The sequence below is a fragment of the Kitasatospora sp. NPDC002040 genome, assembly GCF_040296785.1.
Classification (GTDB): domain Bacteria; phylum Actinomycetota; class Actinomycetes; order Streptomycetales; family Streptomycetaceae; genus Kitasatospora.
Window position 1 is genome coordinate 146,804 of record NZ_JBEOXV010000008.1, and the last position, 14,073, is coordinate 160,876.

Consider the following 14,073-nt stretch of genomic DNA (forward strand, 5'->3'; position numbering starts at 1 on the left):
CCCGCTACGGCCGGCGGTAGAGGCCCTCGACCTCGGCGGCGTAGTCCTTCATGACCACGTTGCGCTTGAGCTTCAGCGAGGGCGTCAGGTGGCCGCTCTCCTCGGAGAAGACGGTGTCCAGGACGTGGAACTTCTTCACCGCTTCGGCCTGCGAGACCGCCTGGTTGCCGTCGTCGACGGCGGACTGGACGGCCTTGAGCAGGTCGGCGTCGTCCCGCAGGTCGGCGATGGTGGCACCGGCGGGCTTGCCGGCCAGCTCCTTCCACTTGGGGAAGAAGTCCTCGTCGATGGTGACCAGGCAGGCGATGAAGGGCTTGCGGTCGCCGACCACCATGACCTCGCCGATCAGGGCGTGGGCGCGGATGCGGTCCTCGATCACGGCGGGGGCGACGTTCTTGCCGCCCGCGGTGACCAGGATCTCCTTCTTCCGGCCGGTGATGGTCAGGTACCCGTCCGCGTCCAGGCTGCCCAGGTCGCCGGTGGCGAACCAGCCGTCGCGCAGGGCCTCGGCGGTGGCGGCCGGGTTGTTCCAGTAGCCGGTGAAGACCTGCGGGCCCTTGAGCAGGACCTCGCCGTCCTCCGCGATCCGGACGGCGGAGCCGGGCAGCGGCTGGCCGACGGTGCCGATCTTCGGCCGGTCGTGCGGGTTGAAGGCGGTGGCCGCACAGGTCTCGGTCAGGCCGTAGCCCTCCAGCACGGTGAAGCCGATGCCGCGGTAGAAGTGGCCGAGCCGCTCGCCGAGCGGGGCGCCGCCGGAGATCGCGTGGGTGGCCCGCCCGCCGAGGGCGGCGCGCAGCTTGCTGTAGACCAGCTTGTCGAAGACCGTGTGCTTGAGCCGCAGGGCGAGGCCGGGGCGGCCGTGGTCGAGGGCCCGGCTGTACGCGATGGCGGTGTCGGCGGCCTGGTCGAAGATCTTGCCCTTGCCGTCGGCCTGCGCCTTGGCCCGGGCGGTGTTGTAGACCTTCTCGAAGACCCGGGGCACGCCCAGGATCAGGGTGGGCCGGAACGAGGCGAGTTCGGCGGTGACGTCCTTGATGTCGGAGACGTGGCCGAGCTTGATCGGGGCGATCGCGGCGGCGATCTCGGCGATCCGGCCGAGCACGTGGGCCAGCGGCAGGAACAGCAGCACCGAGCTGTGCCCGGTCCGGAACAGCGGCTCCAGCCGGGCCGTCACATTGCCGAGCTCGGCCATGAAGTTGCCGTGGGTGAGCTGACAGCCCTTCGGGCGGCCGGTGGTGCCCGAGGTGTAGACGATGGTGGCGATCGAGTCGGCGTCCGGCACCGAGCGGCGCTCGGTGACGGTGCTGTCGGCGACCCGGGCACCGGCCGAGGCCAGCTCGGCCAGGGCGCCGCGCTCGATCTGCCAGGTGTGGGCGAGGGCGGGCAGCCGGTCGCGCAGTCCGGCCACCAGGGCGGCGTGGGTGTCGGTCTCGGTGACCACCGCGACGGCGCCGGAGTCGCCGAGGATCCAGGCGACCTGCTCGGCGGAGGAGGTCTCGTACACCGGCACGGTGATCGCGCCCGCGCACCAGACGGCGAAGTCCAGCAGGGTCCACTCGTACCGGGTGCGGGACATCACGCCGACCCGGTCGCCGGGGTTGACGCCCGCCGCGATCAGGCCCTTGGCCGCGCTGTGCACCTCGGCCAGGAACTGGGACGCCGTCAGATCCACCCACTGTCCGTCCAGCTTGCGGCTGAGAACCGCCACGTCCGAGTGCTGCTCGGCGTTCTGGTGGACCAGGTCGGAGAGGTTACCGCCGCTCGGTACCTGGTAGCGGGCCGGAAGGCTGAACTCGAGCAAGACTGCTCCTCGTCTGCGACGCTGCGGGACGGCAGGACGTTACTGCCCGGTAGGTGGATTGGCCAGAGTTGTCCGGCCCGGTGTTCGAAGAGTCACACCGCCGACCGGGTCCGACGCCCTCGACTCGCACCCTACGACAGCGCGCCGGTGACCCGCCGGTAGCCCCTACCGCCGTGACCAGGCCCGATGCCCCGGCGGCCGGGGCGGCTCCGGCAGCGCGATAGCCTTCCCTGGGCGCACCACCCGAATCAGGACAGCGGAGGCCGTGTCATGGCGGAACACACCAGGTCGAGCATCACCATCGACGCGACTCCGGCCGAGGTCATGGCGGTGATCGCGGACTTCGCCGCGTACCCGGCCTGGACCGGCGAGGTCAAGGAGATCGAGGTCCTGGAGACCGCGGCGAACGGCCGGGCCGCCCAGGTGCGCCTGCTGCTGGACGCCGGCGCGATCCGCGACGAACACGTGCTCGCCTACACCTGGGACGGCGACCGCGAGGTCAGCTGGACCCTGGTGAAGAGCCAGATGCTGCGCTCGCTGGACGGCAGTTACGCGCTGGCCGCGGCCGGCAGCGGCACCGAGGTCACCTACCAGCTGGCCGTGGACGTCAAGATCCCGATGCTCGGCATGATCAAGCGCAAGGCCGAGAAGGTCATCATCGACCGCGCCCTGGCCGGGCTGAAGAAGCGCGTCGAGAGCTGAGGCAGCCCGTGCGGACCATCCTGGTCAGCGGCGACGGGGCCGACGAGGTCGCCGCCGCCACCGCCCTGCACCACGCGCGGCAGGGCCTGCGGACGCACCTGCTGGCCGCCGACGACCCGCACCGCACCCTGGACACCGTCCTCGGCACCCGGCTGACCGAGCAACCCGCCCGGTACGCCGACGCCCTGACGGTGGCCAGGACCGACGGCCCGTCAGCGTTCCGGGCCGCCGTCGAGGGGCTCTCCGGCACCCTGGCCCCCGCCTTCGACCTGCTCGGTGCCACCCCGCTGGACCCGGAGGAGCTCACCCCGCTGCCCGGCACCGGCCAGCTCGCCCTGCTCCGCTCGCTGCGCACCGTCCGGGCCGAGGTGCTGGTGGTGGCCGCGCCCAGGCCGGCCGAGCTGATCGCCGCGCTCGCGCTGCCCGAGCAGCTCGACCGCTACCTGGCCCGGCTGCTGCCCGAGCAGCGCCAGGCCGCCCGCGCGCTGCGCCCGCTGCTGGCCGCCGTGGCCGGGGTGCCGATGCCCGCCGAGTGGCTGTTCGAGGCCAGGGGCAGGGCCGCCGCCGCGCTGGCCGAGGCCCGCGCGGTGATCGAGGCCCCGACCACCACCGTCCGCCTGGTGGTCGACGCGGCCGCACCCCGGCCCGAGGAGCTGCGCCGGATCAGGGCCGGTCTCGCCCTGCACCGGCTGCGGCTGGACGCGGTGGTCGCGCACCGGGCGCTGCCCGCCGCCGCGACGGGCTCCGCCGACCCCTGGCTGGCCGCGCACGCCGCCCGCGAGCGGGAGGCGCTGGCCGCGCTGGCCGCCGGCCTCGACGTCCCGCTGCTGACCAGCCGTCAGCCCGGGCCCGCGCTGGAGGCGGTGGCGGACCAGCTGTACGGAGTCGGCGCGGCCGGCCCCCGGGCGGCTGAGCAGTCCTGGTGGGTGGAGGACCGGCTGGCCGAGGACGGGCTGCTGGTCTGGCACCTCGCCCTGCCCGGCGCCGACCGGGCCGAGCTGGAGCTGGTCCGGCGCGGCGACGAGCTGGTGGTCGGCCTCGGCGACTACCGGCGCCTGCTGCCGCTGCCCGCCGCGCTGCGCCGCTGCACGGTGAGCGGGGCCGGGCTGGCCGACGGCGTGCTGGCCGTCCGCTTCGCTCCGGACCGGGACCTCTGGCCCCGGGGCATCGGGTAGCGTCGGCGCAGCCGCACCGCACACCGAGGGAGGGCCCGATGGCCGACGAGCAGTCAGACCGCACAGCCGGAGCCGACCTGGTGGAGGAGGTGCGCCGGTTCGCCGCGGTGGTGGGGGAGAAGGCCCAGGAGATCGGCGGCCGGCTGCGCGAGCAGAACCCGGAGGTGTACGGACACCTGGCCGCCGCCGGGGGCGAGCTGCTGGCCGCCTACCGGGCGGCCGTGAGCGGCCACGAACGCACCTGGTCCGCACCCGGACACGCCGACGCAGAGCGCATCGACCTTGACGGAGCGTCGGACAAGTAGTGAAGTCGCTGGTCAGACCTGGTGACCCGCTGGTAGCAAGATGTCACCGAACGGGCCGAATCGTACGACTTCTGAATGCTGGCTCCTCGGCTTCCGGGAAATTGTCTTCGAATAATGTATGAATCGGTGTGTACGGGAGCCCCCCGGGCAGGTACCGTTTCCGCTCAGCGGGAACGAGTGAATAGCTGAGGGACACATGGCTCTGACCATCGGCGTCGATGTCGGCGGTACGAAGATCGCGGCCGGCGTGGTCGACGAGAACGGCGAGATCCTCGCCCGGACTCGGGTACCCACCCCGGCCGACCCGCAGTGGGCGGTCGACGCCATCGCGCAGTCCGTACGCGAGCTCAAGGAGCAGCACCCGGAGGTCGCGGCCGTCGGTGTCGGGGCCCCCGGTTTCGTCGACCGGGACCGCTCCACGGTCATCTTCGCGCCCAACATCGCGTGGGAGAACGAGCCGCTCAAGGTCCGGGTCGAGGAGCTCACCGGCCTCACCACCGTGGTGGAGAACGACGCCAACTGCGCGGCCTGGGCCGAGTACAGGTTCGGCGCGGCCGCCGCGCACGAGGACACCGTGCTGATCACCGTCGGCACCGGCATCGGCGGCGGCATCGTGCTGGACGGGCGGCTGCACCGCGGCCGGTTCGGCGTCGCGGGCGAGATCGGCCACCTCAACATGGTGCCGGACGGCCTGCTCTGCGGCTGCGGCGGCAAGGGCTGCTGGGAGCAGTACGGCTCCGGCCGCGCGCTGCGCCGCTACGGCCGGGAGAAGGCCGCCGCGGACCCGATCGCGGGCAAGCGGATGCTGGAGCTGAACGACGGCGTCGCCGAGACCATCCGCGGCATCCACATCACCGAGGCCGCCGCCGAGGGCGACCCGCTGGCGCTGGAGTGCTACACCGAGCTGGCCGACTGGCTTGGCCGCGGCATGGCCGACCTGGCCGCCCTGTTCGACCCGGCCGTGTTCGTGCTCGGCGGCGGCGTCTCCGACTCCGGCGAGCTGCTGCTCGACCCGGTCCGGGCCGCCTTCGAGCAGTACGTCACCGGCGGCGTCCACCGCCCCCGGGCCGAGGTGGTCCTCGCCACCATGGGCTCCGCCGCCGGCATCGCGGGCGCGGCCGACCTGGCCCGGATCTGACCCAGGCTCGACCCGACGGGCAGTCACCGCACAGCGCGGTGGCTGCCCGTTCGGCTGTTCCGCTCCCGGCGGCCCATAGACTCCTCGGATGGACACGACGTCGCCCGACCCGCTGATCGGTACGCTGCTGGACGCCCGGTACCGGGTGGAGCAGCGGATCGCCGTGGGCGGGATGGCCACCGTCTACCGGGCCACCGACACCAGGCTGGACCGGGTGGTGGCGGTGAAGGTGATGCACCCTTCGCTGGCCCAGGACGCCGAGTTCACCGGCCGGTTCATCCGGGAGGCGAAGGCGGTGGCGCGGCTCGCCCACCCCAACGTGGTGAACGTGTTCGACCAGGGCGCGGACGGCCGCTCGGTCTTCCTGGCGATGGAGTACGTGCCCGGGCGCACCCTGCGGGACCTGCTGCGGGACCGGGGCGCGCTGAGCGTCCGGGGTGCGCTGGACGTGCTGGAGCCGGTGCTGGCCGCGCTCGGCGCCGCGCACCGCGCGGGCCTGGTGCACCGCGACGTGAAGCCGGAGAACGTGCTGATCACCGACGGCGGCCTGGTCAAGGTGGCCGACTTCGGCCTGGTCCGGCTGCTCAGCGGTGCGGACGGGATCACCGAGACCACCTCGGCCGGCACCGTGCTCGGCACCGTCTCCTACCTGGCGCCGGAGCAGATCCAGCCCGGCCTGCCGACCGACCAGCGGGTCGACGTCTACGCGGCGGGCATCCTGCTGTACGAGATGCTCACCGGCGCCAAGCCGTACCAGGGCGAGAACCCGATGCAGGTGATCTACCGTCACCTGCACGAGGACGTCCCGCCGCCGTCCCTGGTCGCCCCCGGCGCGGGCGCCGAGCTGGACGCGATAGTCGCCGCCGCGACCTCGCGCGACCCCGGGGCCAGGCCGTACGACGCGGTGGAGCTGCTGGCCGCGCTGCAGCGGGCCCGGCGCGGCCTGACCGCCGCCCGGCTGGACGCGGAGCCGCCGGCCTCGGCCCGGCACAGCCCGCTGCACCCCACCACCGAGGCCACCTCGGTGATCAACAACCCGGTGGAGCGCACCAGCGTGCTGGAGGTGCCCACCATGCTGCTGACCCGGCCCCGCCCGTATGACGAGCCGGCTCCGGCCCGGCGGGCCCGGCCGCGCCGCTCGCGCAAGCCGCTGATCTGGGCCTCGGTGGTGACCGCCGTGCTGCTGCTGGTCGGTGCGGCCACCTACTCGCTCTCCGGCGCGCTCTACGCCGCGGTGCCCGCGATCATCGCGCAGACCCAGGCGCAGGCGGTGCAGTCACTGGACTCGGCCGGGCTGCAGGGCAGCTTCAACCAGCAGTTCAGCGAGACCGTCCCGGCCGGCCAGGTGATGGCGACCGACCCGGTGGTGGGGCAGCGGGCGCGCAAGAGCGACCCGGTGCGCGTCACCCTCTCCAAGGGCCCCGAGCGGGTGCCGGTGCCGGCCGTGGCCGGCCGGTCGCTGGAGGACGCGAGGAGGGATCTGGGCGCGGCCCGGTTGACGCCCGGCACGGTCACCGAGGTGTACAGCGACACCGTCGCCCAGGGCACGGTGATCGCCACCGCCCCGGTCGCCGCGACCGCGGTGGCACCGGACGCACCGGTGGCGCTGACCGTCAGCAAGGGGATGAAGCCGGTCCCGAACGTGGTCGGGCTGAGCAAGGACGAGGCCGAACAGGCGCTCAGGGAGGCGGGGTTCAAGGCCAGGGCGCCGTTCCTGTCGCTGGGCTTCGGCAAGGTGACCAAGCAGGATCCGGTCGCCGGCCAGCCGGCCAGGCAGGGGACCGAGGTCACCGTCACCACCCAGTTCTGACCGGGCGTCAGCGCAGCGGGCCGTCGCCCGGCTCCTCCTGGTAGGAGTAGCGCTGCTCCGACCACGGGTCGGCCAGGTTGTGGTAGCCGCGCTCCTCCCAGAAGCCCCGGCGGTCGGCCCGCATGTACTCGACCGCGCGGACCCACTTGGGGCCCTTCCAGGCGTACAGCCGGGGCACCACCAGCCGGACCGGGAAGCCGTGTTCGACGGTCAGCGGCCGGCCGTCGTGGTGGGTGGCGAAGACGGTCGAGGGGTCGGCGAACTCGGCCAGGGTGAGGTTGGCGCTGTAGCCGTACTCGGCCCAGACCATCACGTGGGTGACGTGGTCGGCGGGCGGGACCTCGGCCAGCACGGTGGCGGCGGGGACGCCGCTCCACTCGTTGTCGAGCATCGAGAACCGGGTCACGCAGTGGAAGTCGCCGCGCACGGTGGCCCGGGGGAGGGCGTGGAAGCCCTCGAAGTCCCAACTGTGCTTCTCCGCCGAGGCGGTGGCCCCGAACACCTGGAAGTCCCAGGTCAGCGGCTTGAACCGGGGGACCGGTCCGTAGTGCAGCACGGGCCAGCCGCGCTGCAGGCGCTGGCCCGGGGGGAGTCTCGGGCCAGACGGCTGGAGCTGTTCGCGTTCTGACTGACCCATGCCTCCATGGTGACAGACGGCGGGCGGTGCGCCGCGCGCGCCCCTCGGCGCCCGGTCCCTCTAATGGTGTAAATCGGATATTCCGACACATGTTCCAGTAAGTGTGAACTTACTGGAAATTACGCCCGCGACAGTGCCACGATGCGGTCAGCCGTGGTTCCGCGAGTGTTGTCGACGAAGAGCACAGGAGGGCACCGCCATGAAGGGCGACGCCGAGGTCATCGAATTCCTCAACGAGCAGCTCACCGCCGAGCTGACCGCCATCAACCAGTACTTCCTGCACGCCAAGATGCAGGAGAACTTCGGCTGGACCAAGCTCGCGAAGTACACCCGGCACGAGTCCATCGACGAGATGCGCCACGCCGAGACGCTGACCGACCGGATCCTCTTCCTGGACGGGCTGCCGAACTACCAGCGGCTGTTCCACGTCCGGGTCGGGCAGACCGTCAAGGAGATGTTCGAGGCGGACCGCCAGGTCGAGGTCGAGGCGATCGACCGGCTCAAGCGCGGCATCGTGGTGATGCGGGCCAAGAACGACATCACCTCGGCCAACATCTTCGAGTCGATCCTGGAGGACGAGGAGCACCACATCGACTACCTCGACACCCAGCTCGAACTGCTGGAGAAGCTCGGTGAGGCGCTCTACCTGGCGCAGCTCATCGAGCAGCCCGAGAGCTGATCAGGCGGCCCGGACGGCCGGCTGCTCCGGCTCGGCCAGGCCGAGCCTGGCGGCCAGCCTGGCTGTCGGGCACGGGCGGGCGCCGTGCTCCCCGAGCAGGGCCTGGATCCGGCGGACGCACGAACCGCAGTCGGTACCGGCCTTGCAGCCCTTGGCTATCTCGCGCGGGGTCTGCGCGCCCTCGTCGATCTGCTGCTTGACCTGGGCCTCGGTGACCGCATGGCACATGCACACGTACATCGCGGTGACTCCCAAGGACTAGTGCGGCGCGTTGAGCTAAGGCTTACCTTACCCAATAATGCGGGCACGAAAAAGCCCCTCCTCTCTTCGTCATCCGAAAAGAGGAGGGGCTTGCGTCACATCCGGGGTCAGTGGCCCCGGTACATCTCCGCCACCAGGAACGCCAGGTCCAGCGACTGGCTGCGGTTCAGCCGGGGGTCGCAGGCCGTCTCGTAGCGCTGGTGCAGGTCGTCGACCATCACCTCGTCGCCGCCGCCGACGCACTCGGTGACGTCGTCACCGGTGAGCTCGACGTGGATGCCGCCCGGGTGGGTGCCGAGGCCGCGGTGCACCTCGAAGAAGCCCTTGACCTCGTCCAGCACGTCGTCGAAGCTGCGGGTCTTGTGACCGCTGGACGCCTCGAAGGTGTTGCCGTGCATCGGGTCGCAGATCCACACCGGCTGGGCGCCGGAGGCGGTGACCTTCTCCACCAGGGTGGGCAGGTGCTCGCGGACCTTGCCCGCACCCATCCGGGTGATGAAGGTGAGCCGGCCGGGCTCGCGCTCGGGGTCGAGCTTCTCGATCAGAGTGAGCGCCTCGTCGACCGTGGTGGTCGGGCCGAGCTTCACCCCGATCGGGTTGCGCACCTTGGAGGCGAACTCGATGTGCGCGTGGTCGAGCTGACGGGTGCGCTCACCGATCCAGACCATGTGGCCGGAGACGTCGTACAGGTCGCCGGTCCGGGAGTCGACCCGGGTCAGCGCCGTCTCGTAGTCCAGCACCAGGGCCTCGTGCGAGGAGTAGAACTCGACCGTCCTGAACTCCTCCGGGGCGACCCCGCAGGCGTTCATGAAGGCGAGCGCGTTGTCGATCTCGCGCGCCAGCTGCTCGTACCGCTGTCCGGCCGGGGAGTTGCGCACGAAGTCCTGGTTCCAGGCGTGCACCTGGCGCAGGTCGGCGTAACCACCGGTGGTGAAGGCCCGGACCAGGTTGAGCGTCGCCGCGGAGGCGTTGTACATCCGCTTGAGGCGCTCCGGGTCCGGGATCCGGGACTCGGGGGTGAAGTCGAAGCCGTTGACCGAGTCGCCCCGGTAGACCGGCAGGGTGACGCCGTCCCGGGTCTCGGTCGACTTGGAGCGCGGCTTCGAGTACTGGCCCGCGATCCGGCCGACCTTCACGACCGGCACCGAGGCCGCGTACGTGAGTACGGCGGCCATCTGGAGCAGGGTCTTCAGCTTGTTGCGGATGTGCTCGGCCGAGACGCCGTCGAAGGCCTCGGCGCAGTCGCCGCCCTGCAGCAGGAACGCCTCACCACGCGCAACGGCACCGAGCCGGGCGCGCAGCTGGTCGCACTCGCCGGCGAAGACGAGCGGCGGATAGGAGGCGAGGTCCGCAAGAACCTTGCGCAGCGCCTCTTGATCCGGCCATTCAGGCTGCTGCGCCGCGGGCAGGGACTGCCAGGAGTGCTGATTTGTCACGGTCACGGGACCAAGGCTACGGGGTGTGACAACCAAATTGTGACTGCCGCCCGATGGGTGAGACGCCCGGTGGACATTCGGGTGATCCGCTTCACCCGGCCGCACCATCCGCTAGGCTCGCCCTTATGCACGCGCCGCACACCTACTCCTGGTGGTGGGCCAACCCCATGGGTGGCCCACGAGTCGCGCGTTCCTGAACGCACACGACGGCCGCCCCTCGGGGCGGCCGTCGGCGTATGGAGAGCAGGACGGCCCTCCCGGAAGCGGAAACACACACCGCACACCTCCCGGAAGGACCAGTCGAACCGTGACCAGTCTCACCTCCCTGCTGCACCGCCTGACCGCCGCCGACGCCCCGGCCTACGCGCTGCTGCACCGCCGCGCCCCCCGGATCGCCCTGGACACCGTCGAGATCCTGATCGGCACCCGCGGCGCGTACGAGGAGCTGGCCGACCTGCCGCTGCCGGCCGGCGCCCCCGAGGGCGGCGCCCGGCACGACCTGCTCGCGCTGGTGCCGTACCGGCAGATCCGCGAGCGCGGCTTCGAGGCGCACGACGACGGCACCCCGCTGCAGGGCATCAAGGTCGAGGAGCAGTACGCCTTCCCGCTGGCCGAGGTGCTGGAGGCGCTGCCGCAGCTGCCGATCTCGCTCACCGGCGGCTCCTTCGACATCGAGGACGAGGAGTACGCCGGCATCGTCCGCCGGGTGATCGAGGACGAGATCGGCCGCGGTGAGGGCGCCAACTTCGTGATCCGGCGCGACTTCACCGCCCGGCTGGACGACTTCGGGCCCGCCACCCCGTTCAGCCTGTTCCGCCGGCTGCTGGACCAGGAGCGCGGGGCGTACTGGACCTTCCTGGTGCACACCGGCGAGCGCTACCTGGTCGGCGCCTCGCCGGAGGTCCACATCCGGCAGAGCGGCGGGACGGTGGTGATGAACCCGATCTCCGGCACCTACCGCTATCCGGCCGAGGGGCCCGGCATCGACTCGCTGCTGGACTTCCTCAACGACCCCAAGGAGCTCGAGGAGCTCACCATGGTGGTCGACGAGGAGCTCAAGATGATGTGCACCGTCGGCGACCTGGGCGGCCAGGTGCTGGGGCCGCGGCTGAAGGAGATGGCCCACCTCGCGCACACCGAGTACGAGCTGCGCGGCCGGACCTCACTGGACGTCAGGGAGGTGCTGAAGGAGACCATGTTCGCCGCCACCGTGACCGGCAGCCCGGTGCAGAACGCCACCCGGGTGATCAAGCGCTACGAGCGCACCGGCCGCGGCTACTACTCCGGCGCGCTCGCCCTGCTCGGCCGCACCGCCAGCGGCGGGCAGCAGCTCGACTCGCCGATCTGTATCCGCACCGTCGACATCGACCTCACCGGCGGCCTGGTGGTCCGGGCCGGCGCCACGCTGGTCCGGCACTCCGACCCGGAGTCGGAGGTGGCCGAGACGCACGCCAAGGCCGCCGGGGTGCTCACCGCGATCGGGGCCCGCCCCGCGCCCGCCCACCGCGCGGTCCGCAAGGCCGGACCGGTGCTCGCCGACGACCACCGGGTGCAGAGCGCGCTGGACTCCCGGCGCACCAGGCTCGCGCCGTTCTGGCTCCGGATGCAGCAGCCCGCCACCGTCACCGCCGAGCACGAGACCCTGGTGGTCGACGGCGAGGACACCTTCACCTCGATGCTGGCCCACCTGCTCACCTCGCTCGGCCACCGGGTGCGGGTACTCCGGTTCGACACCCCCGGACTGCGCGAGCTGGTCGCCGCCCACCAGGGGCCGCTGGTGCTCGGCCCCGGCCCGGGCGACCCGGCGGACCCGGCCGACCCCAAGATGGCGCTGCTCCGGCCGATCGTCGCCGAGGCGCTGGCCGCCGCCCGCAGCGGTGCCCGGACGGCGCCGCTGCTCGCGGTCTGCCTCAGCCACCAGCTGGTCTCGGCCGAGCTCGGCCTGCCGCTGGCCCGCAAGGACGTCCCGTACCAGGGCGCCCAGGAGAGCATCGACCTGTTCGGCACCCGGCGGACGGTCGGCTTCTACAACACCTTCACCTCGCGCTGCACCGACGCCGACGCCGCCCGGCTGGCCGTCGAGGGCATCGAGGTCTGCCGCGCGGACGAGGGCACCGACGTGCACGCGCTGCGCGGCCCCGGCTTCGCCACGCTGCAGTTCCACCCCGAGTCGGTGCTCACCCGCGAGGGCGTCGAACTGGTCGCCGAACTGCTGGAGACCATGGGCACCGTGACGGTCTGACCGGATTCGGCCGGGGCCCCGGGGACAGCGCGTCCACCGGGGCCCGGGCCGGTCAGAGGGTGTCGTCCAGGCCCTGTTCGATCGCGTAGCGGACCAGCTCGACCCGGTTGTGCAGCTGGAGCTTGCCGAGCGTGTTCTGGACGTGGTTCTGCACCGTGCGGTGGGAGAGCACCAGGCGGTCGGCGATCTGACGGTAGGACAGGCCCTTGGCGACCAGGCGCAGCACCTCGGTCTCGCGGGCGGTCAGCTGCGGGGCGGAGGGGGCGGACGGGCCGGTGGCCAGCCGGCGGAACTCGCCCAGGACCAGGCCGGCGAGTCCGGGGGTGAAGACCGGCTCGCCGAGGGCGGTGCGGCGGACGGCGTCGATCAGCTCGTCCCGGTGCGCGGACTTGAGCAGGTAGCCGGTGGCGCCGGACTTCACCGCCTCCAGCACGTCGGCGTGCTCGCCGCTGGCGGAGAGCACCAGCACCCGGACGGCCGGGTCCTGGGCGACGGCCTGGCGGCAGACCTCGACCCCGGGCATGGTGGGCAGGTTGAGGTCGAGCACGATCACCCGGGGGCTGCTGGCCCTGGCCCGGCGGACCGCCTCCTCGCCGTCCCCGGCGGTGGCCACCACGTCGAACCCGGCTTCGGCCAGGTCCCGGGAGACCGCCTCGCGCCACATCGGGTGGTCGTCCACCACCATGATCCGGACCGGTTCCTGTCCGTGTGCCTGACCGTCCATCAGCTCTCCCGCATCCTCGGTACCCGCAGCTCGACCTCGACGCCTTCGCCCGGGGACGAGTACAGCTCGGCGGTGCCGCCCAGGTCCAGCAGCCGGCCCCGGATCGACTGCGAGACGCCGAGCCGGCCGGCCTGCTCCGCCTCGGCCAGCCGTCCGGCCGGGTAGCCGGGGCCGTCGTCGCGGATGCTCACGGTGACCGCCTCCGGCTCGTCCTCCACCAGGATCCAGGCCCGGGCCGTACCGCCCGCGTGGCGGCGGACATTGTCCACGGCGGCGCCGACGGCGGCGGTCAGCTCGGCCGCGACCGGGCCGGGGAGGAGCACCGGGGTGGCCGGGGCGGAGAGGGTGACCCGGTCGTCGGCGTAGTGGCCGAGCAGTGCCAGCAGGTCGAGGCCCTCGTCCTCGGCGACGGGCCGACTGCCCGTCATCAGGGTGCGCAGGGCGCGCTCCTGCTCGCCCGCCAGCCGGCTCAGCTCGGCGGGTTCGCCCTCGCCGCGCTGGACCAGGGCGAGCACCTGGAGCACCCCGTCGTGGATGTCCCGGGAGAGCCGCTCGCGCTCCCGGGTGGCGGCCTCCACCTGGAGCGCCCGGGTGAGCGCGGCCTCGCTGGCCCGGGCCAGCTCGATCACGTAGCCGATGGCGCAGCCCGCGAGCATCAGCAGCACGATGTTGTGCAGGTTGTCCGGGGTGATCCCGCCGTGCCCGGCGATGTTGGCCACCCCGACCACCGCCCCGGCGAAGGCCGCCCAGCGCCAGCCGCCCTTGCCCGCGAAACCGAGCACGGTGCCGGCCGCCCAGATGGTCGGCAGGGTGGGGGCGCCCGCGTGGATCCGGGCGGCGGTGTCGATCACGCCGCTCATCACGATGCCGGTCACCGCGAAGCCCAGGTCGGTGGCCAGCACGTACCAGGTGCAGCGCTCGGGACCGGCGAACGCCCGGGTGCTGGCCAGCGTCCAGAGGGTCAGCGCGCCGAGGAAGATCCAGCCGGAGACCGGGTGCAGGAAGTCCAGGTACGAGCCGAAGTAGCGGAGCACCGCGTACGCCAGCGCCAGCACCCGGAAGAACGAGATGGCCCGCCAGAGCGGGAGCTCGACCGACATGCCCCCGGCGGCCAAGGTGCCGCCGTACCCCGGCCGCTGACCGGCCATCGTCCCCACGCTCCT

At 72.4% G+C, this 14,073-nt stretch carries 13 protein-coding genes; 7 read left to right on the plus strand and 6 right to left on the minus strand.

The window, feature by feature from the left end; all coding sequences use genetic code 11:
- Nucleotides 1–4: 4 nt before the first annotated feature.
- Nucleotides 5–1,801 (minus strand): AMP-dependent synthetase/ligase, encoded by a 1,797-nt coding sequence (locus tag ABT118_RS19920; RefSeq protein ID WP_350670133.1) that lies wholly within the window; start codon nucleotides 1,799–1,801, stop codon nucleotides 5–7.
- Between the two features lie 270 nt (nucleotides 1,802–2,071).
- Here ABT118_RS19920 and ABT118_RS19925 point away from each other — a divergent pair, with 270 nt between their 5' ends.
- The 5 genes from ABT118_RS19925 (at nucleotide 2,072) to pknB (ending at nucleotide 6,931) form a co-directional block, all read left to right on the plus strand.
- Nucleotides 2,072–2,503, plus strand: coding sequence for an SRPBCC family protein (locus tag ABT118_RS19925; RefSeq protein ID WP_350670135.1), 432 nt, complete (start codon nucleotides 2,072–2,074; stop codon nucleotides 2,501–2,503).
- A gap of 8 nt (nucleotides 2,504–2,511) precedes the next feature.
- Complete coding sequence (locus ABT118_RS19930; RefSeq protein WP_350670138.1) at nucleotides 2,512–3,678, plus strand: ArsA family ATPase; 1,167 nt, start codon at nucleotides 2,512–2,514, stop codon at nucleotides 3,676–3,678.
- Between the two features lie 38 nt (nucleotides 3,679–3,716).
- Nucleotides 3,717–3,983, plus strand: coding sequence for a DUF5304 family protein (locus ABT118_RS32765; RefSeq protein WP_502884603.1), 267 nt, complete (start codon nucleotides 3,717–3,719; stop codon nucleotides 3,981–3,983).
- 196 nt (nucleotides 3,984–4,179) lie between these two features.
- Nucleotides 4,180–5,121 (plus strand): ROK family glucokinase, encoded by a 942-nt coding sequence (locus tag ABT118_RS19940; protein WP_350670142.1) that lies wholly within the window; start codon nucleotides 4,180–4,182, stop codon nucleotides 5,119–5,121.
- Nucleotides 5,122–5,209: 88 nt separating this feature from the next.
- Nucleotides 5,210–6,931 (plus strand): Stk1 family PASTA domain-containing Ser/Thr kinase, encoded by a 1,722-nt coding sequence (pknB, locus tag ABT118_RS19945; protein WP_350670145.1) that lies wholly within the window; start codon nucleotides 5,210–5,212, stop codon nucleotides 6,929–6,931.
- Nucleotides 6,932–6,938: 7 nt separating this feature from the next.
- Here the strand turns inward: pknB and ABT118_RS19950 are convergent, their stop codons facing one another.
- Entirely contained in the window at nucleotides 6,939–7,568 is a 630-nt protein-coding gene (locus ABT118_RS19950) for a sulfite oxidase-like oxidoreductase (protein ID WP_350670148.1), read from the minus strand.
- A 199-nt stretch (nucleotides 7,569–7,767) separates the two neighbouring features.
- Here ABT118_RS19950 and bfr point away from each other — a divergent pair, with 199 nt between their 5' ends.
- Complete coding sequence (gene bfr / locus ABT118_RS19955) at nucleotides 7,768–8,247, plus strand: bacterioferritin (protein ID WP_350670153.1); 480 nt, start codon at nucleotides 7,768–7,770, stop codon at nucleotides 8,245–8,247.
- Here bfr and ABT118_RS19960 read toward each other — a convergent pair whose 3' ends face one another.
- Nucleotides 8,248–8,487: a (2Fe-2S)-binding protein gene (locus ABT118_RS19960; RefSeq protein ID WP_350670155.1), complete on the minus strand. Its 240-nt coding sequence runs from the start codon at nucleotides 8,485–8,487 to the stop codon at nucleotides 8,248–8,250. It abuts the gene before it with no gap.
- A 128-nt stretch (nucleotides 8,488–8,615) separates the two neighbouring features.
- Nucleotides 8,616–9,950, minus strand: coding sequence for a class II 3-deoxy-7-phosphoheptulonate synthase (locus ABT118_RS19965; protein ID WP_350670157.1), 1,335 nt, complete (start codon nucleotides 9,948–9,950; stop codon nucleotides 8,616–8,618).
- Nucleotides 9,951–10,251: 301 nt separating this feature from the next.
- Between ABT118_RS19965 and ABT118_RS19970 the strand changes: the two genes are divergently transcribed.
- Nucleotides 10,252–12,186: an anthranilate synthase family protein gene (locus tag ABT118_RS19970; RefSeq protein WP_350670160.1), complete on the plus strand. Its 1,935-nt coding sequence runs from the start codon at nucleotides 10,252–10,254 to the stop codon at nucleotides 12,184–12,186.
- A 52-nt stretch (nucleotides 12,187–12,238) separates the two neighbouring features.
- On the opposite strand, the gene ABT118_RS19975 is transcribed toward ABT118_RS19970, so the two are convergent.
- Entirely contained in the window at nucleotides 12,239–12,910 is a 672-nt protein-coding gene (locus ABT118_RS19975) for a response regulator (RefSeq protein ID WP_350670163.1), read from the minus strand.
- On the minus strand, nucleotides 12,910–14,058 hold the full coding sequence (macS, locus tag ABT118_RS19980) for a MacS family sensor histidine kinase (RefSeq protein ID WP_350670165.1): 1,149 nt from the start codon (nucleotides 14,056–14,058) through the stop codon (nucleotides 12,910–12,912). The genes ABT118_RS19975 and macS overlap by 1 nt, the downstream gene beginning before the upstream one ends.
- Between the last annotated feature and the right edge of the window lie 15 nt (nucleotides 14,059–14,073).